Here is a 17533-nt window from a genome sequence, read left to right on the forward strand (position 1 = left end):
TTGTTTCTGGATTTGCGCGAAACGCGCTATACTTGCCTCAAATCAAAAGACGACAAAACGAGGCAGAGCGATGATCATCAAGGGACTGGCCCTGGCGGGCGGGCTGTGCTGTGCACTGGCCGCGTCGCAATTTCCCGAATTTTCCCAGCAGTACAAGCAACGCCTGTCGGGCGCTGTGGATGAATTGGCGTGGGTGGTGGAGCGGTTCGATGCGGATGCCGCGGCGCTTGGCCTGAGCCGCGACGCGGCGCTGAGCGATCTGGCGCGCGGAACCGCCATGGCGCGGGCGCGCAGCGAGAGCATGGGGCAGGTCCTGATCCGGCATGAGCGGTTGTCTGCGCATCTGGAGCACCTGCGCACGACCAATTCGGTCAGCGCGGCGCTGATCGGGTGGCAGTACCTGGACCCGGAACTGGCGCAGAAGACCTGGGGCGATTTCGAGCCTGCGGTGCCGGCGACGGTGGCGGGAGCGGGCTTTGGCCTGGGCGGGTTCCTGGCGGGGTATACGCTGATCGGGATGCTGCTGAGCGGCCTGGGCCGGATCGTGCGGCGCAGGCCGGTGGCGACACCGGCGGAGTAGGTTGGGCGAAAACTCTGACGGATTAGTCCGGGAACGGTGCGGCCAAGACGAACACGAGCCGCGCGATTGCCAGACCGCGGGCTGGCGACCCGAGTGGTGCTCAATGCACTTTATTGTTGCACATCCAGAAAACCTCGGATCGAAGCACTAACGTCACCCAATCGCCAGCCCGGGGGGCGGTCTGGCGATCGCGCGGCGGCCTTCGGCCTTGATTCCGCGCGGGGCTTGGTTCCTCCGTTGGGTTCGTTTGCGAAACCGGGGTTGACCTTATCCCGGCACCGGATACACCGCAGAGACGCATAACCTATCCAGAGGTCCATCGTGGCAGTTCAGCCCAAGCCGTTTTCCGCCTTCGAGACGATGATCGCGTGGCGCTACCTGCGGGCCAAGCGGGCCGAGGGCGGGGTCAGCGTGATGACGTGGATCAGCCTGATCGGCATCACGCTGGCAGTGTTCGCGCTGATTGCCACGCTGGCTGTGCGGGCGGGCTTTCGGGCGGAGTTCGTGGACACGATCCTGGGGTCGAACGCGCATGTGACGGTCTACAACGCCGGCACGGTCGATCAGCAGACGGGCCGCATCGACCGGCAGATCACGGATTACGAGGCGATGGCCGAGCGGTTGCGCGAGGTCGAGGGGGTGACGCGGGCAGCACCCCTGATCAAGAACCAGGTTCTGGCCACCGTGGGCGACCGCAACGCGGGCGTCGAGGTGCGGGGGATCACGCTGGAGGACCTCAAGGGCCTGCCGCGGATCGCGGACCCGGAAACGGCGCAGGGGAGCATCGAGGATTTCGCGCAGGACGCAGCCGAGACAGGGGTCTTTCCCATCGCTATCGGGTCTGGTGTGGCCAGCACTCTGGGCATCGGCGTGGGCGACAAGATCAGGGTGATCAACCCCACCGGCAATCGCACCGCCTTGGGCATCAGTCCGCGGGTGAACGCTTATGACGTGGTCTATGTCTTCAGCGCGGGTCGGTACGATATCGATCGGGTGCGCGTGTACCTGCCGTTCGAAGAGGCGCAGAGCTTCTTCAACAGCGAGGGCAAGGCGGACGAGATCGAGGTGATGATCGAGGAGCCGGAGCGGGTGAACGACATGGCGCTGGAGCTGCTCAACGCCGCCGGGGAGAATACGCAGATCTGGACCTGGCGGGATTCCAGCAGCGGGTTTCTGCGGGCGCTGGAGGTGGAGGACAACGTGATGTTCATCATCCTGTCGATCCTAGTGCTGATCGCGGCGATGAACATTACCAGTGGCCTGATCATGCTGGTCAAGAACAAGGGGCGCGATATCGGTATCCTGCGCACCATGGGTCTGACCGAAGGGTCGGTCTTGCGCGTGTTCTTCATGTGCGGTGCCTTTATCGGGATCATCGGCACGGTGATGGGCACGGTTCTGGGGTGTCTCTTTGCCATTTATATCGACCAGATCTTTGCCATTCTGGACAGTTTCAGCGATCAGCCGATCTGGACGCCCGACACGCGGGGGATCTATTTCCTGCCCGCCAAGCTGGAGTTCTGGGACGTGATGAGCGCGGTGGGCCTGTCGCTCTTCCTGAGCTTCGTGGTGACGATTTTCCCCGCCCGGCGGGCGGCGCGGATGAACCCGGTGGAGGCGCTGCGCTATGAGTGAGGCGATGCTGAGGCTGGCAGGGGTCGAAAAGACCTACAACAAGGGCAAAGCCAACGCGGTGACGGTGCTGTCGGGCATCGACCTGACGATCGGCGCGGGCGAGATGGTGGCGCTGGTGGCGCCCTCGGGGGCGGGCAAGTCCACGCTGTTGCATATCGCGGGGCTGCTGGACACGGCCGATGCCGGTACGGTCGAGATCGGCGGCGAGGACATGGTGGGCCGCTCGGACCGGCGGCGCACGATCACGCGGCGCCAGGAAGTGGGGTTCATCTACCAGTTTCATCACCTGTTGCCGGAGTTCACGGCGAAGGAGAACATCGTGTTGCCGCAGCTGGCGGACGGTATCAGCCGCAAGGTGGCCGAGGCGCGGGCGACCGAGTTGCTGACGCAGGTCGGTATTGCCGACCGGGCGGGGCATCGACCGAGCGCGATGTCGGGCGGCGAGCAGCAGCGGGTGGCGTTCTGCCGGGCGCTGGCCAATTCGCCGCGCTTGCTGCTGGCGGACGAGCCGACGGGGAACCTGGACCCCGGCACGTCGGACCAGGTGTTCGCGGCTCTGATGGAACTGGTGCGGGGCACCGGGCTGGCGGCGCTGATCGCGACGCATAACATGGAGCTGGCGGCGCGGATGGACCGGGTGGTGAAGTTGGAAGCCGGGCGGATCGTGGTGGGGTGAAACCCCACCCTACGCGAGCGAAAACGGGGAATGCCATGCAGGTGACGTTGGACGAGATTGAGGCGACGGCGAAGGCGGCGCTGGTAATGCATGGTGCCGAGGACTGGATCGCGGCTGAGGTTGCGGCGGCGGTACGCGAGGCGGAAGGCCTGGGGAACCGGATCTGCGGGCTGTATTACCTTGAAAGCTATTGTCAGCAATTGCAGACCGGCCGGGTGAAGGGCGACGCGGTGCCGGAGGTCAGTAAGCCGCGGCCCGGTGTGGTGGAGGTCGACGCGAAGTTCGGTTTCGCGCAGGCGGCGTTCTCCAGGGCGCTGCCGGAGGCTGTGCGCGCGGCGCGCGACATGGGCACGATCAGCCTGGCGGTCTGTCATGCGCATACCTGCACCAGTTTGGGGTACTTCACGGCGCAAATCGCGCGGGAAGGGTTTATCGTGCTGGGCATGACCAACGCCACGCCGGTGGTGGCGCCGCCGGGAGGAAAATCCCGCGTGATCGGGACCAACCCGATCTCCTTTGCCGTGCCGGATGGCGAGGGCGGCGTGGCGATGCTGTTCGACCAGTCCACCACCACCGTGGCGCTGGGGAAGATCACCATGGCCAGGGCCGCCGGAGAGGCCATCCCAGAAGGCTGGGCCGTCGATGCGGATGGCAGGCCGACGACCGACCCCGAGGCGGCCCTCAAGGGCTCGCTTGTCAGCATGGGGGGCTACAAGGGCTGGGGATTCGGCTTGATGGCGGAATTGTTGGCGGCTGGGATGACGGGTAGCCGGGCGGGTGTGGACCTTGGGCCGCTGAAGGCGCCCGAGGGGGCGCCGCACGACATCGGCGATTTCTACCTGATCATGGACCCTGACGTATCCGGTGGGGCGTTCTTTGACAGGCTCGCCCAAGTCTCGGAGGCCGTGCAGCGGGACGAAGGCGCACGGATGCCGGGACAGGCGCGGGCGGTCAGCGACCCGGTGACGGTCGACCCCGAGGCCTGGGATCTGGCGCGGCGACTGGCGGGGGCGGGTTAACCCGCACAGGTCGTGCGCAACATGTCCAAGGCCGGGGCGCGCTGGTCGTAGGACGCCTCGAAGATGGCGCGGCTTTGCGACGGGGTGCAGTCGGCCAGCCGGATGTTGCGGCCCCGCTTGAGCGCCAGCGTCACGTCGTAGAGGTCGTATTGGTCGAGCCGCGCGAAATCGGCGGCGCTGAAGTGGGCCGGCACCAGATCGGCCGGATCGGGCTCCTCGAAGTCGAGGGCAAGGGCCGGGGTGGCCAGCGCGGCGCAGAGGGCTGTCACGGTTAAAGCTCGGTACATCGGAACCTCCTGTTGTCTGACAGAAAAGATATAGGACGTTCGGGCGGAAACTGAAGAGTGATGTCAGCGCGCTTGAGCGCACGCTGCGATGGTTGGCGGCAACGCGTGGGCCGGGGGCGGCAGCCGGTCGAATCGCGGATCGCAGGACATGGCGGCGCCGCCGGCCTGTGGGGTGGTGAGCGCCATGACCAGCAGGCCGGCTCCGAGGCGCAGGGCGGGTTTCCAGGAAACGGCTAGAAGCGGCGGCATGGGTCAGCATCCTTTGATCTCGTGTGGGATGCAGATACGTCGTCGCGTCAGGCGGAGGCGTTCAATCATGCCCGAAGCGAGAGTGTCGGGCGACAATGATGACACCGACAGCACGATCCCGGCGCGGATATCGTCTGCGCCGACATGATCCAGATCAAGGCGCGGCTGGCCGGGGCGGTGCAGATTGGTCCCGCGATGCCGCTTGAGCCCAACCGGAACAGATGCCGGAGTGCGGAACGCGGTATCGTTGCACGCCCGGAGGAGCACATGAGCGCAGTCAGTTCGCAAGGGAGAGGGGCCGGACGCCCGCGACTGGCGAGGGTGGTTGCAAGTCTGGTCCTTGGCGCGGGGCCGGTTCTGGCAGAAGGGGATGCCGGAGCCGGCGCCGCGCTGTACGCGCGGCACTGTGTCAGTTGCCACGGGGTCGAGGCGGATGGCCACGGTCCGATGCGCGAGGTGCTGCTGGTGCAGCCGTCGGACCTGACGTCGCTGACCGCCCGCCATGGCGGCACCTTTCCGGTGGCGCGCGTGGCACGGCGGATTGACGGGCGCGACCCGCTGGTGTCGCACGGGTCGAGCATGCCGGTCTACGGCGAATTCTTCGACACGACCGGGCAGGTGGCGGTGCGCACCGAGGCAGGTCAGCCGGTGATGATGTCGCAGCCGGTGGCGGACCTCGTGATGTTCCTGCAGTCGATCCAGGCGGAGTAGACGCGGCGGTATTTGATGCGCGGGCGGGGCGGGCTATCTGGTGGCGAAAGGAGTTTTCTCATGACCCGCTTTCTGTCTTTTCTCGTACTGATTTTCCTTTTGGCCCTGCCGGCGCGCGCGGACGATGCGGCGCGGCAGGTGATCTCGGACCAGATGGAGGCGTTTCAACAGGATGATTTCGAAACCGCCTTCACCTATGCCAGCCCGATGATTCAAGGCATCTTCGGCTCGTCAGAGCGGTTTGGACAGATGGTGCGCAACGGCTATCCGATGGTCTGGCGCCCGGCGGAGGTGGAGTTCCTGGGCGGGCGGGACAAGGGCGATGCCCTGGTCCAGGACGTGCTGATCCGGGGCGCGGACGGGGTCTATTACGAGCTGGAATACGAGATGATCCAAGGGCCCGGCGGCTGGAAGATCAACGGTGTGCAGCTGAAGCGCACCGGCGACGGCGTGGTCTGAGCCGACCGCGTGGCGTTTGCCGCAAGAAACGGGTCGTGCAGGAACAGCCTTCATGTCAGCAAGGGGCATGCAGGTCAGCCCGTCGATATCGTCCGTCTCCGCGTTCATGCTGCTGGCACTTGCCGCTGTCTGGGGCGGGTCCTTTTTCTTTGCGGAAATTGCGCTGGCCGAAGTGCCGCCGCTGACCATCACCCTGCACCGGGTGGTTTGGGCCGTCCCGATCCTGTGGGTGGTGGTGCGGACGCTGGGACTGCGCCTGCCGCGTGAGCCGCGGGTCTGGGGCGCGTATCTGGTGATGGGGGCGCTGAACAACGCGATTCCGTTCTCGATGATCTTCTGGGCGCAAGTGGAGCTTCAGAGCGGCCTGGCTTCGATCCTCAACGGCACGACCGCGGTGTTCGGCGCGGTGGTGGCGGGGCTCTTGTTGCGTGACGAGCCGTTTTTGCCGCGCAAGATCGTGGGCGCCTTGCTGGGGCTGGCGGGGGTGGCGGCGATCATGGGGCCGGACCTGTTGCGCGGCGTGGACCTGCGCAACCTGGCGCAGCTTGCGGTGTTGGGCGCGGCGCTGAGCTATGCGCTGGCCAGCGTCTGGGCCAAGCGGGCGCTGGCGGGGCAGCCGCCGCAGATGAACGCGCTGGGAATGCTGGCGGGGTCGAGCCTGCTGATGCTGCCGGTGGCCCTGTGGGTGGACGGGGTGCCACGGTTCGACTTGCCGGTGCATGTCTGGGCGGCGCTGTTGTCGCTTGCGGCGCTGTCGACGGCGCTGGCCTACCTGTTGTACTTCGCCATCCTGCGGCGCGCGGGGGCGGCGAACCTGATGCTGGTGACGCTGATGATCCCGCCCTTTGCCGCCGGGCTTGGCGCGGCTTTTCTGGACGAGCGGCTGGGAGCGGCGGCCTGGGGCGGCTTCGGCCTGATTGCGCTGGGGCTGTTGGTGACGGACGGACGTGTGCTGCGGCGAGGGTGATCCGGGTGTGCAGCGGACCGCCGGTGCGGGCGATGCATAGTGCCGAGGCTTGAGAAACCGGCGGGTGATGCCCATCTGAAACGCCATGAGTAGGATTACAGGAGGACTGCCCGATGAAATGTCCGGTTGACGGAGAAACGCTGGTGATCACCGACCGCGCCGGTGTCGAGATCGACTATTGCCCGCAATGCCGCGGGGTGTGGCTGGATCGCGGCGAGCTGGACAAGATCATCGAGCGGACCACCCCCGAGGCGCCCGACGCCCGCGTCTGGCAGGCCGATGGCCGCCCGCAGAAGCGCAAGAAGCGTGGCGGCTTTTTGGAAGATCTGTTCGATTTCTGAAGCTTCGGGGCGCCGCCTTCGGGCGGAAGAGGATCAGCAACGACCAGCGACCCGGATTCTGGCCGCTGGTGCATGAGATGCGCTGTAGTGGGCCTGCAGGCCGTCCGGCGTGCGGGCTCCTTGGTTTCCAGAAGGTGTTTTTTCCGGTTTTCAGGGCCTTTGACTGCACAGTTATGGGATGAGGGAGACCCCGGATGAACGGACGGGTTCTAGGCGTTGCGATCGCGATGACCTTCGGCGCATCAGCGGTCCTTTGGGCGCAGGATGAAATGCGGACGGAAAAAGTCCGCTTTGCCGCTGGCACCAACGGCACGACGATCTCCGACAGGATCACCGGATATGAAAGCGTGCTTTACACCCTGGGCGCAGAGGCCGGGCAGCGGATGCAGGTGAGGCTGGAGCCGTCCAACCTGGCCACGTATTTCAACGTTTATGCGCCCGGCAAGGGACCGGGTGACGAAGCGTTGGCCAATGCCGGAATGATGGGTGAGATGGTGCCCGACCTGAACCGGTTTGACGGAGTGCTGCCGGGGTCGGGAGAATACACGATCTCGGTCTACATGATGCGCAGCGCGGCGCGGCGCGAGGAGGTCTCGGATTACGAGCTTTCCATCAGCATCGACGGTGCGACCGGTGACACGGTCCAGAACGATTATGCCGACGGGCTGCAGGGCGGGCCGGATTTCTTGCGCGTGGCGACCTCGGGTGGCGGCGTGCTGAACCTGCGCGCGGCCCCGTCGGGCGACGCGGCTGTGGTGACGACGCTGACCAACGGACAGAACGTTCGCAACCTGGGCTGCCGGATGGAGGAGGCGCGGCGCTGGTGCAGGGTGGCGACATTGGCCGACCCGGGGGTCGAGGGCTGGGCCGCCGGCGACTACCTGGTGGAAGGCGGCAATGATCCTGCGGCCGGGACCACCGCAACATCGGCAGACACGCCGGATGCCGCCGGGCAGGCCTGCCTGCGGGCGGTGACCGAAGAGACGGGCAACGCGGAGGTCGTCGTGCTGAGTTCGAGCTCTTCCGAGGCTGGCACAGAGGTGATCGTGGGCGTGGGGTCGGGGCAGGCGCCCCTGGCAATGCATCGCCTACAGGGACGGGTCCACCACGCGGCCCATGTCGCTGACCGACGAGGGGGCGCTGTCGCGGGAAATCCTGATGTGACAAAGACCTAGCAACTCTGCCGCGCGCGACGTAGGCTCGGGGCAGGAGGGCTGCCGCATGCACAAGATCATCGCGCTTTGGGCGCATCCCCGGTCGATGTCCACGGCGACGGAGCGGATCATGCGCGAGCGCGGCGATCTGGACGTGCTGCACGAGCCGTTCATGTATGACTATTACGTGGGCCAGGGCCGTGATTTTCCCGGCTTCGAGCCGGTGCCGGGGCATCCCACCACCTATGAAGGCATCTGCGACATGCTGCAGGAGCGGGCCGAGGCTGGCCCGGTCTTTTTCAAGGACATGGCGTTCTACGTGGTGCCACGGATGCTCGGGGACCGCGAAATGCTGCGCCGGATCACGCATGTGTTCCTGGTGCGACCGCCGGTGGCGTCGCTCTTGAGCTATCACAAGCTGGACCCGGATTTCACGCGAGAGGAAGTCGGCATAGAGGCGCAATGGCAGCTATACCAGGCGGCGGAGGCCGAAGGGTTGTCGCCCGTGGTGATCGAGGCCGAGGCGGTGCGGGCCGATCCCAAGGGGATCATGCGCGCGCTCTGGGCGCGGATCGGGCTGGACTATACCGATACGGCATTCGACTGGCAGGCCCCGCCCGAGGACTGGGAGCATGTCAGCGCGTGGCACGAGGAGGCCAGCACGTCATCGGGCATTCGCACGGCCGACCCCGAGGAGATGTTGCGCAAGGAGATGGAATTCGAGGCGCTGGTCGAACGGGTGCCGCATCTGCAGGACTACCTGCACCATCACGCCCCCTATTTCCGCAAGCTGTCGGAGCGCGCGCTGCGGGTCTGACACGAAAAAGCCCGCCCCGGTCGGAACCAGCGCGGGCGATGCATCACGCGGGGCGGTTTTTACTGCATCTTCTCGACGATGTTGTTGGCGAATGCGCCGACCATCGCGTTGTAGAATTCCATGCTGCCGGGGGCGAGCAGCATGATGTCCGCGCCGGCCGGAAGCAACACGGCGGCCTGTTCGGCGCTGACGGTCAGGCTGTAGGCCTGGTCGTACTCGTCGCCGGGCCGTTCGATGACGACGTCGCCGGAGATCCTCGAATCGGCCAGATCGGCGACACTCTCGAACGAGGAGGCAAGTTCGACCGAGGTGATGTCGATCATGATCTGGGCCCCGTCCTCGCCATCGGCAGCGATCTGGTCGGCCAGTTGCACGGCCAGGGTGCTTTCGAGATCGGCGGGCAGGTTGGCCCAGACACCGGCGGCGGTGGCGTTCTGGATGGAACTCAGGTCTGCCTCGACGGAAATGTCGGAGACGGTGGTTTCGTCGGCGGTCGCGGCGAGCGGCAGGGAAAGCACCGCTGCCAGCGCGGTGGTTCTGAGAAACGATTTCATCATTATACTCCTTTTCTTGGCGAACGCCGGGTGGCCCCATGGCGCACCCCCCGTGGCGGTCGGCGAATGAACCGCGTCCGGGTCGGAAAGGTTCCGATGCGTTTGGGCAATCGGCGGAAACGTGCCATGCTGACGTGGCGCGACGGTTGAAATGGAGGGGTCTGGATGCGGCGGATGGGAGCGATATTGTTCGCGTTGGCAGCGCTTGCGGGCTGTGCCGAGGTGGATTTCGAAGGCGCCCGCGCGGGGCGGTTCGACGGCGCGGTGTCGGTCTATTGGCTGGAGCAGAGCACTTCCGCTTCGGGCAGCGGCGGGCGGTTCGTCTATGTGCCGGTGCCAGGGTTCGAGCTGCGCTTCACCCGACCCGAGGGCGAGGAGCCCGCGGTGATCGCGCCGGGCGTGATGTATACCGATGGTGGGTCGATCCCGCGTGTGGCGCAGGCGTTCCGGGGGTTTTCCCCGTGGAGCTATGGCCCGGTCTATATCGTGCATGACTGGTTGTTCGCGGCGCGGCGGTGTGTCGAGGACCCAGGGGCGACGCCGGAACAGCTCAAGACCCGCGATATGAGCTTTCAGGAGACAGTGGACATTTTCGTCGAGACGCTGAAGACGCTGGAGCGCGACCGGCGGATCGTGGCCCGCGATTTCAGCCAGGAGACGGTGGCCAGCGCGATCGCGGGGCCGATCTCGCGCAACCTGTGGGCGCGGACGGATGCCTGCCACGAGAACCGGCTGTCGGCGCGGGATCAGGCGGTGGTGGACCGGATCCTGCAGCAGCAAAAGACGCTGAGGACGGCCCGCGTGCCGGGGCAGGAGCAGGTGATCGAGGGCGTGCGGGTGCGGTTGGTGGATACGATCTCGTTTTGAAGACGCTTTGTGCTAGGCTTGGGTCGAGGAGGATGTGCCATGTTGAAGATCGAAGCCGGGGCCACGTGCCAGACCGTTTTGACCACGTTCGAATGCTCGCCCGGAACCTGCGCGGATTTGCTGGAGGCGCTGGAGGCGGCCTATGCGGAGTTCATCTCGAAGCAGACGGGCTTCATCGCCGCCGCGCTGCATGTGAACGACGCGCAGACGCGGATCGCCAATTACTCGCAGTGGGAGCGAAGGGAGGATTTTCAGGCGATGCTGCGGTCTGAGGAAATGCGGCGGCGGAACCGGGAATTTGCGGCCATGTGCTCGCGGTTCGAGCCGGTGATGTACGAGGTGGCGGGGGTGTTTTGAGGGTGACGGTGGACGAAATCTTGAAAAGATTTCGATCCGCTTTCTTTTCAAGAAAGCGGGCCGTCGCGCGCAATCCACCGGACAGGAGCGCGGTTGCAGAAAATGACGATCTGCCCTGCATTTTCCGCGACCTGAAAGCCGCGCCTGTCAACCTCGCTCAGAAATCTGTCCATTCCTGCGAAACGCTCAATGTCGCGCGCCTTTCTTATCACACCGCCTTGCTGTACGGCTTTGGACGCAAACAGGTCGTTCAGCCATATTTCCGGCGATAAAGGCGAGTTTCGATTGTGCATGAAACGCACAATGCCATAGGCAAGATTATCACAAAGTTAACTTCGCTTCTTCCGCTTCACATTCCCACCCCGTTGCCCCGGCCTGCCGGCCGTCGAGCGCCCCTGTGACTTCGTGGCGGCGTCCGACGCGGCCTCGACCGCGGACTGACGGGCCAGGGGTCGTCGTGGACGGCGAGGTCGACGGCTTCGAGGCGTTTGACCTCGTCGCGCAGGCGGGCGGCTTCTTCGAATTCGAGGTTCTCGGCCGCCTTGCGCATTTCGGTGCGCAGCCCGTCCAGATGAGCCTGCAAATTGGCGCCGACGAGGGGCTTGTCGACCTTGGCCGTCACGCGGTTCATATCGACGTCGCCCTTGTAGAGACCTTGCAGGATGTCCTCGACATTTTTCCTGATAGTTTCGGGGGTTATGCCGTGTTCTTCATTGTAGGCGATCTGCTTTTCGCGGCGGCGGTTTGTCTCGCCGATGGCGCGTTCCATGCTGCCGGTCATGCGGTCGGCGTACATGATGACGCGGCCCTCGGCGTTGCGCGCGGCGCGGCCGATGGTCTGGATCAGCGAGGTCTCGGAGCGCAGGAAGCCTTCCTTGTCCGCGTCCAGAATGGCGACGAGGCCGCATTCGGGGATATCAAGCCCCTCGCGCAGCAGGTTGATGCCGATCAGAACGTCGAAGGCGCCAAGGCGCAGGTCGCGAAGAATCTCAATTCTTTCAATGGTATCGATGTCGGAGTGCATGTAGCGCACGCGGATGCCCTGTTCGTGCAGGTACTCTGTCAGGTCCTCGGCCATGCGCTTGGTCAGCGTGGTCACAAGGGTGCGGTAGCCGGCCTGAGAGACCTTGCGCACCTCGTCGAGCAAATCATCCACCTGCATCTCGACCGGGCGGATTTCGACCTGCGGGTCCAGCAGGCCGGTGGGGCGGATCACCTGTTCGGTGAAAACGCCCCCGGTCTGCTCGATCTCCCACTTGGCGGGCGTGGCGGAGACGAAGACCGATTGCGGGCGCATGGCGTCCCATTCCTCGAACTTCAGCGGGCGGTTGTCCATGCAACTGGGCAGGCGGAAGCCGTGCTCGGCCAGGGTGAACTTGCGCCGGTAGTCGCCCTTGTACATGCCGCCGATCTGCGGGACGGAGACGTGGGATTCGTCGGCGAAAACAATGGCATTGTCGGGGATGAACTCGAACAGCGTGGGGGCGGCTCGCCCGGGGCGCGGCCCGTGAGGTAGCGTGAATAGTTCTCGATGCCGTTGCAGACGCCCGTCGCCTCGAGCATTTCGATGTCGAAATTGGTGCGTTGCTCGAGGCGTTGGGCCTCGAGCAGTTTGCCTTCGCCGACGAGTTGGTCGAGGCGGGTGCGCAGCTCTTTCTTGATGCCGATGATCGCCTGCTGCATCGTCGGTTTGGGCGTCACGTAGTGCGAATTGGCGTAGACGCGGATCTGGTCGAAAGAATCGGTCTTCTCGCCCGTCAGGGGATCGAACTCCGTAATGGATTCAAGTTCTTCTCCGAAGAAGCTCAGCCTCCAGGCGCGGTCTTCCAGGTGGGCGGGGAAAATCTCGAGGCTGTCGCCGCGCACCCGGAAGGAGCCGCGCTGGAAGGCCTGGTCGTTGCGGCGGTATTGCTGGGCCACGAGATCGGCCATGACGGCGCGCTGGTCGTAGTCGGAGCCCACCTTGAGGTCCTGCGTCATGGCGCCGTAGGTCTCGACCGACCCGATGCCGTAGATGCAGGAGACCGAGGCCACGATGATCACGTCGTCGCGCTCCAGCAGCGCCCGGGTGGCGGAGTGGCGCATCCGGTCGATCTGTTCGTTGATCTGGGATTCCTTCTCGATATAGGTGTCCGAGCGCGGCACGTAGGCCTCGGGCTGGTAGTAGTCGTAATAGCTGACGAAATACTCGACCGCGTTGTTGGGAAAGAAGTTCTTGAACTCACCGTAGAGCTGGGCGGCGAGGGTCTTGTTGGGCGCGAGGATGATGGCGGGACGCTGGGTTTCCTCGATCACCGATGCCATGGTGTAGGTCTTGCCGGTGCCCGTGGCGCCCAGCAGAACCTGATCCCGCTCGCCGTCTTTGACACCCATCGACAGCTCGGCGATGGCGGTGGGCTGGTCGCCTGCGGGCAGGAACTCCGTCACCATTTCGAAGCGCTTGCCACCCTCCAGTTTCTCGCGGGACTTAACGTCCGGCGCGGGGGCGTGCAGCATCGGCGTGGTCTTGTCGGAGTGGGCATAGGGCATGAACGAAGGTCCTTTCGTTAACGCCCCATACTTGATGTGTCGGCAGGGCAGTTCAACCCCACCTGGAACGGTGCCTCAGCTGGCGGGTTCGAAGACGCCACAGGCGATCCGCGAGCCGGCATCTCCCGAGGGCTGCGACTCGTAATCATCGGCGCCCGAATGCACGATGAACGCGGCCCCGTCGTCGTCGGTGAGTTGCTCTGCCGTCAGGCGTTCATTGAAGTGGTTGACCACGAGCCTGCCGTCATCGCCCACTTCGGCATTGGGCAGATCGCCCGGGTGCGGGCCGCCTTCGACAAGGACGCCGTGCTTGGCATCGCCGGCAAGATGCCCGCCGGCGGATTTGAAATCGGACGCCGAACAATCGCCGGTCTCGTGGATATGGATGCCGTGGGTTCCGGCCGGGACGCCTTCGAGGTCGACGCTGACGAGCATCACGCCCGAGGCGGTAGGGGTGATCCGCACGGTGCCGGTGATCGCATCATCCGGTCCTTCGACCTGGGCCGTGAAGCCATTGCCCTGATCTGTGTCGGCGAGGGCCGGAGCGGTGGCGAGCGCAGTTGCCGCCATGAAGAAAGTGGTGTGCGCTATGGGGTGAAATCGCATTGTGTCCTCCTAGGTTCACATGGGTTGCAAACGAGTGGCGGCGGTGCGTGGTTCCATCGCGCGGCCGGGCCAATTTGTGGCCTTGCCGCGCGACGTTGATTTTGGGATAACGGGCGCGCATTTCAGGAGAGACGCCATGCCAGCACGTATCTACCAGCCAGCGCGCACCGCCACACAGTCGGGGCAGGCCAAGACCAACACCTGGGTGCTGGAGCATGTCAACGAGACCGGGCGCGACGTGGACCCGCTGATGGGCTGGACCAGTTCATCGGACACCCAGGCGCAGGTCAAGCTGCGGTTCGCCAGCAAGGAGGCCGCGCTGGACTATGCCAAGGAGCACGGGATCGACGTGGTCGTGGCCGAGCCGCACAAGCGCAAGCCCAACATCCGCAAGGGCGGATATGGCGAGAACTTTGCGACCAACCGGCGCGGGGCGTGGACGCACTGAGCACGCATTCGCCGAGCAGGGGTGTCCAAAATAAATCTGTAGTTGTGCGATTCGCGGCCTTGGCCTAGGGTTTTGTCATTCCGGACATAAACAGAAAAACGGCGGAATGGGCAGGAACGAACAGGCAAGGCCGCGCATGGGCGGTCTCTCAGGCGAATCGACTGAATTCGACCGGCAGTTGCTGGCGCTGGGCAAGTTGCATTTCCTTGCGGGCTTCTGCCCGCTCCACCGTCGGTTTCCCGGTGCGGGGCTGGCGCGGATCTTCGTGCCGGCGGTGAACGCGGATTGCGTGCGGTTTTTCGACAATGACGCGGGGCAGGTCTGTGCCGCGGTGATCTGGGCGCGGCTGAGCGACGAGGTCAGCGAGCGGATGCTGTTCGACCGGACGCCGCCGGAGGCCGCCGAGTGGACCGCCGGGCGAAACCTGTGGTTCCTGGATATTCTGGCGCCGTTCGATCACGGACGGATCGTGGCGCGCCATATCGCCCGCGATCCGCCACAGGAGCCTTTCTATTATGCCCGTCTGGGCAAGGCGGGCGCGGCGCGGAAGGTGGTGCGCGGCGATTTGCGGGCAGGGGCACGGGACCGCGTGCGCGCCTTCGGCATAGCCGCCGACGGAAAATCGGTGGCCTGATGGGATTTCCGGTGCCGGATACGGGCGAGGTGACCGAGGACGAGGGCGTTGTCGGCGGGTTCCTGACCGCGAGCGGCGATATCGATTTCAGCGGGCTGCTGGGAGATGCGGGGCAGTGGACACCGGCGACGATCAACGGCGCCTATGGCAGCCGGCTGGTCATCGACAGAAACGGCAACTGGACCTACCGCGCCGACAATTCAAACGCGGCGATCCAGGCCCTGGACAGCGGCGAGACCCTGACTGAGGTGTTCACGGTCAACTCCACTCGAGGCAGCTCGACCATAACAATCACCATCAACGGCGCCGACGAGCCGCCCTGTTTCGTGAAAGGGACGCTGATCGACACGCCGCTGGGGCCGCGCCCGGTGGAGGACCTGAGGGCGGGCGACATGGTGCTGACCCGCGATCACGGGCCGCAGGCGCTGACCTGGACGGGGCACCGGGAAATCGACCTTTACGCCGGACCGGAAATGGCCGCGTTCCGGCCGGTGCGGATCTGCAAGGATGCGCTGGCGCCGGGGGTGCCGGAGCGCGATATCCTGGTATCGCCGCAGCACCGGCTGCTGATCCGCGATCCGTCGGTGGCGCTGCTGACCGGCGCGGAGGAGGCGCTGTGCCCGGTGCGCCTGCTGGAGAACGGGCAGGGGGTGCGCACGGAGACGGTGCCGCGCGTGTCCTATCATCACCTGCTGTTCGACCACCATCAGGTGGTTCAATCGAGTGGTTGCGCCAGCGAAAGCTTCTTTCCCGGCGAGTTGGGGCTGAACGGGTTCGGGGACGAGACGCGGCAGGAGGTGCTGGCGCTGTTCCCCGAGCTGCGGAGCCTGCCGACGAGCTATGGCCAGACGGCGCGGCCGGTGCTGAAGCGGCACGAGGCGCGGCTGATGCGCAAGGCGATGCCGGACGTGCCTGAACTCCTGAATGTCTTGCGGGGGCGGGGGCTGGCGGCCTGCCGCTACCTGACGGCTGGCCGGGCGAGCGGTGCTTGCGGTGACGGTCGCTTCGGCCTAGAGCTTGTGAGCATGTGGCGCGTCTCGACCTTTCTTCTCTGCCTGATCGCCGCGCCGATGGCGCGGGCGCATCCGCATGTCTTCGTCGATGTGACGCTGACCCTGGAGACCGATGCGGAAGGGCGTGTCGATGCAATCGAGGTGACGTGGCTTTACGACCCGCTGTTCACCATGTTGGTACTGAGTGACCGGGGGCTCGATACCGACGCCGATCTGAGCCTGACGGACGAGGAGAAAACGGTGCTGCTGGGATTCGACCTTCAGGACTGGCCCGAGGGATTTGACGGCGCGCTTTTTGCCACTCACGAGGGCCGGGCGGTAGAGCTTGGTCCGGCAAAGGCGCTGTCGGTGGGGATGCAGGACGGGGCGCTGGTCACGCGGCATCGTCGGCCGGTCGAGGCGGTAGAGATTGGCGCGGGTGACACGCTGCGGCTGCAGCCGTACGACCCCTATTATTACGCGGCGCTGAGCCTTGTGGGGATGGACGGCCTGCCCGACGGCTGCGCGGCGCAGATCATGCCGCCGGACAAGGAGGCGGCCGATGCGCGGGTGGCCGAGATGGGCAACAGCGATGACGAGATGTTCTTTGAAGAGGCGAAGGTGGGTGTCCACTTTGCCTTTACCGCCGAGGTGACGTGCGCGGGGTCGTGACGGCACTCGGGCTGGGCGTGGCGGCGCTGGCGGTCTGGCTGTGGGGTTTTGGCGGGGCCGCTGACCTGCAGGCCTGGGCGCTGGAGGGCCAGCGCGAGGTGCAGCAGTCGATGGCGGGCTATCTGCAGAAGTTGCGGGCCGGGGAGGCCGGGGCATTGCTGGGTCTGTGGGGGATCTGTTTTGCCTATGGTTTCTTTCACGCGGCGGGGCCGGGGCACGGCAAGCTGCTGATCGGCGGGTACGGCGTGGGCCGGGCGGTGCCGGTCAAACGGTTGGTAAGCCTTGCGCTGGCGTCGAGCCTGGTGCAGGCGGCGGCGGCGGTTTTTCTGGTTTATGCGGGGGTTTACGCGCTGGGGCTGGGGCGCGAGGCGGTGACGGGTCTGGCGGACCGGACGCTGACGGCGGCGAGCTACGGCGCGATCGCGCTGGTGGGTCTGTGGCTGGTGCTGCGCGGCGCGATGAAGCTGTGGCGGACCAGGGCGCGAAGCCACGAGCACGAACATCATCACCATGCACATGATCACGACGACGGGGTGTGTTCCTCATGCGGGCACCGGCACGGGCCGAGCGTGGAGGAAGCGGCCAACGTGCATGGCTGGCGCGAGGCGGTGGCGCTGGTCGGTGCGGTGGCGATCCGGCCCTGCACCGGGGCGCTGTTCCTGCTGATCCTGACATGGCGCTTCGGGATCGACCTGGCGGGCATAGCGGGCGCGTTCATCATGGGGCTGGGTACGGCGAGCGTCACCATGGTGGTGGCCCTGGCGGCTGTCAGCCTGCGGCAAGGCGTGCTGGCGCGGTTGGCCACGGGCGGGGCGGGGGCCAAGGCCCTGCCGGTGATCGAGATTGCCGCCGGTGCGCTGATCGCGGTGGTGTCGCTGCAACTGGTAGCGGCGGTGCTGTAGGGCGCCACTGCGCCATGAGTATTTCGGGCAAGAAAAAGTAGGACGCCGCGCGGCGTTGTGCGGGCCGGGTGAAAGGG

The 17533-nt window shown here is 65.6% G+C and carries 21 protein-coding genes and 1 pseudogene; 17 read left to right on the forward strand and 5 right to left on the reverse strand.

All coding sequences use genetic code 11. The features are described from left to right. Positions 1 to 70: 70 nt before the first annotated feature. From ACSQ76_RS08880 to ACSQ76_RS08895, 4 genes are all read left to right on the forward strand, one after another. Complete coding sequence (locus ACSQ76_RS08880) at positions 71 to 580, forward strand: DUF2937 family protein (RefSeq protein WP_437156293.1); 510 nt, start codon at positions 71 to 73, stop codon at positions 578 to 580. A gap of 321 nt (positions 581 to 901) precedes the next feature. After that, positions 902 to 2215: a lipoprotein-releasing ABC transporter permease subunit gene (locus ACSQ76_RS08885; protein ID WP_437156294.1), complete on the forward strand. Its 1314-nt coding sequence runs from the start codon at positions 902 to 904 to the stop codon at positions 2213 to 2215. Further along, a complete protein-coding gene (locus ACSQ76_RS08890; protein ID WP_437156295.1) occupies positions 2208 to 2891 on the forward strand; it encodes an ABC transporter ATP-binding protein in 684 nt (227 codons plus the stop codon). The genes ACSQ76_RS08885 and ACSQ76_RS08890 overlap by 8 nt, the downstream gene beginning before the upstream one ends. 35 nt (positions 2892 to 2926) lie before the next feature. Then, the gene (locus tag ACSQ76_RS08895) at positions 2927 to 3910 is read left to right on the forward strand and encodes an Ldh family oxidoreductase (RefSeq protein WP_437156296.1); all 984 of its coding nucleotides are present in this window, start codon (positions 2927 to 2929) and stop codon (positions 3908 to 3910) included. Here the strand turns inward: ACSQ76_RS08895 and ACSQ76_RS08900 are convergent. Next, entirely contained in the window at positions 3907 to 4197 is a 291-nt protein-coding gene (locus ACSQ76_RS08900; protein ID WP_306129613.1) for a hypothetical protein, read from the reverse strand. The two genes, ACSQ76_RS08895 and ACSQ76_RS08900, sit on opposite strands and share 4 nt — an antisense overlap. A gap of 63 nt (positions 4198 to 4260) precedes the next feature. Next, complete coding sequence (locus tag ACSQ76_RS08905; RefSeq protein WP_437156297.1) at positions 4261 to 4446, reverse strand: hypothetical protein; 186 nt, start codon at positions 4444 to 4446, stop codon at positions 4261 to 4263. A 267-nt stretch (positions 4447 to 4713) separates the two neighbouring features. On the opposite strand from ACSQ76_RS08905, the gene ACSQ76_RS08910 reads away from it, so the two are divergent. The 6 genes from ACSQ76_RS08910 (at position 4714) to ACSQ76_RS08935 (ending at position 8895) form a co-directional block, all read left to right on the forward strand. Further along, positions 4714 to 5157 (forward strand): c-type cytochrome, encoded by a 444-nt coding sequence (locus ACSQ76_RS08910; RefSeq protein ID WP_437156298.1) that lies wholly within the window; start codon positions 4714 to 4716, stop codon positions 5155 to 5157. Positions 5158 to 5217: 60 nt separating this feature from the next. Next, positions 5218 to 5616: a DUF4864 domain-containing protein gene (locus ACSQ76_RS08915; RefSeq protein WP_437156299.1), complete on the forward strand. Its 399-nt coding sequence runs from the start codon at positions 5218 to 5220 to the stop codon at positions 5614 to 5616. 52 nt (positions 5617 to 5668) lie between these two features. Further along, positions 5669 to 6583, forward strand: coding sequence for a DMT family transporter (locus ACSQ76_RS08920; RefSeq protein ID WP_437156300.1), 915 nt, complete (start codon positions 5669 to 5671; stop codon positions 6581 to 6583). Between the two features lie 113 nt (positions 6584 to 6696). After that, a complete protein-coding gene (locus ACSQ76_RS08925; RefSeq protein ID WP_306129608.1) occupies positions 6697 to 6924 on the forward strand; it encodes a zf-TFIIB domain-containing protein in 228 nt (75 codons plus the stop codon). A gap of 194 nt (positions 6925 to 7118) precedes the next feature. Next, positions 7119 to 8099, forward strand: coding sequence for an SH3 domain-containing protein (locus ACSQ76_RS08930; protein WP_437156301.1), 981 nt, complete (start codon positions 7119 to 7121; stop codon positions 8097 to 8099). Positions 8100 to 8145: 46 nt separating this feature from the next. Then, positions 8146 to 8895, forward strand: coding sequence for a hypothetical protein (locus tag ACSQ76_RS08935; protein WP_437156302.1), 750 nt, complete (start codon positions 8146 to 8148; stop codon positions 8893 to 8895). 59 nt (positions 8896 to 8954) lie between these two features. On the opposite strand, the gene ACSQ76_RS08940 is transcribed toward ACSQ76_RS08935, so the two are convergent. Further along, a complete protein-coding gene (locus ACSQ76_RS08940) occupies positions 8955 to 9452 on the reverse strand; it encodes a hypothetical protein (protein ID WP_437156303.1) in 498 nt (165 codons plus the stop codon). A 162-nt stretch (positions 9453 to 9614) separates the two neighbouring features. On the opposite strand from ACSQ76_RS08940, the gene ACSQ76_RS08945 reads away from it, so the two are divergent. The 3 genes from ACSQ76_RS08945 to ACSQ76_RS08955 are packed head-to-tail and all read left to right on the forward strand — an operon-like array spanning position 9615 to position 10945. Continuing rightward, positions 9615 to 10316, forward strand: a complete 702-nt coding sequence (locus ACSQ76_RS08945; RefSeq protein WP_437156304.1) for a hypothetical protein — start codon at positions 9615 to 9617, stop codon at positions 10314 to 10316. Positions 10317 to 10355: 39 nt separating this feature from the next. Then, positions 10356 to 10673, forward strand: coding sequence for an antibiotic biosynthesis monooxygenase family protein (locus ACSQ76_RS08950; RefSeq protein WP_437156305.1), 318 nt, complete (start codon positions 10356 to 10358; stop codon positions 10671 to 10673). A 2-nt stretch (positions 10674 to 10675) separates the two neighbouring features. Then, a complete protein-coding gene (locus ACSQ76_RS08955) occupies positions 10676 to 10945 on the forward strand; it encodes a hypothetical protein (protein WP_437156306.1) in 270 nt (89 codons plus the stop codon). Positions 10946 to 11002: 57 nt separating this feature from the next. Here the strand turns inward: ACSQ76_RS08955 and uvrB are convergent. After that, a pseudogene (uvrB, locus tag ACSQ76_RS08960) lies at positions 11003 to 13202 on the reverse strand (excinuclease ABC subunit UvrB). A gap of 75 nt (positions 13203 to 13277) precedes the next feature. Further along, on the reverse strand, positions 13278 to 13808 hold the full coding sequence (locus ACSQ76_RS08965) for a superoxide dismutase family protein (RefSeq protein WP_437156307.1): 531 nt from the start codon (positions 13806 to 13808) through the stop codon (positions 13278 to 13280). A 136-nt stretch (positions 13809 to 13944) separates the two neighbouring features. Here ACSQ76_RS08965 and ACSQ76_RS08970 point away from each other — a divergent pair, with 136 nt between their 5' ends. The 4 genes from ACSQ76_RS08970 to ACSQ76_RS08985 all read left to right on the forward strand — a co-directional run bounded on the left by ACSQ76_RS08970 (position 13945) and on the right by ACSQ76_RS08985 (position 17456). Next, a complete protein-coding gene (locus ACSQ76_RS08970) occupies positions 13945 to 14256 on the forward strand; it encodes an ETC complex I subunit (RefSeq protein ID WP_306129599.1) in 312 nt (103 codons plus the stop codon). 136 nt (positions 14257 to 14392) lie between these two features. Continuing rightward, positions 14393 to 14890 carry a toxin-activating lysine-acyltransferase gene (locus tag ACSQ76_RS08975; RefSeq protein ID WP_437156308.1) on the forward strand — a complete coding sequence of 166 codons (498 nt, stop codon included), beginning with the start codon at positions 14393 to 14395 and terminating at the stop codon, positions 14888 to 14890. Next, the gene (locus ACSQ76_RS08980) at positions 14890 to 16554 is read left to right on the forward strand and encodes a DUF1007 family protein (RefSeq protein WP_437156309.1); all 1665 of its coding nucleotides are present in this window, start codon (positions 14890 to 14892) and stop codon (positions 16552 to 16554) included. Before ACSQ76_RS08975 ends, ACSQ76_RS08980 begins: the two co-directional genes overlap by 1 nt. Beyond that, the gene (locus tag ACSQ76_RS08985; RefSeq protein ID WP_437156310.1) at positions 16539 to 17456 is read left to right on the forward strand and encodes a nickel/cobalt transporter; all 918 of its coding nucleotides are present in this window, start codon (positions 16539 to 16541) and stop codon (positions 17454 to 17456) included. The genes ACSQ76_RS08980 and ACSQ76_RS08985 overlap by 16 nt, the downstream gene beginning before the upstream one ends. Positions 17457 to 17533: the final 77 nt, after the last annotated feature.

Origin of the sequence: Roseovarius sp. B08 (assembly GCF_051417955.1) — a bacterium.
Lineage (GTDB): Bacteria > Pseudomonadota > Alphaproteobacteria > Rhodobacterales > Rhodobacteraceae > Roseovarius.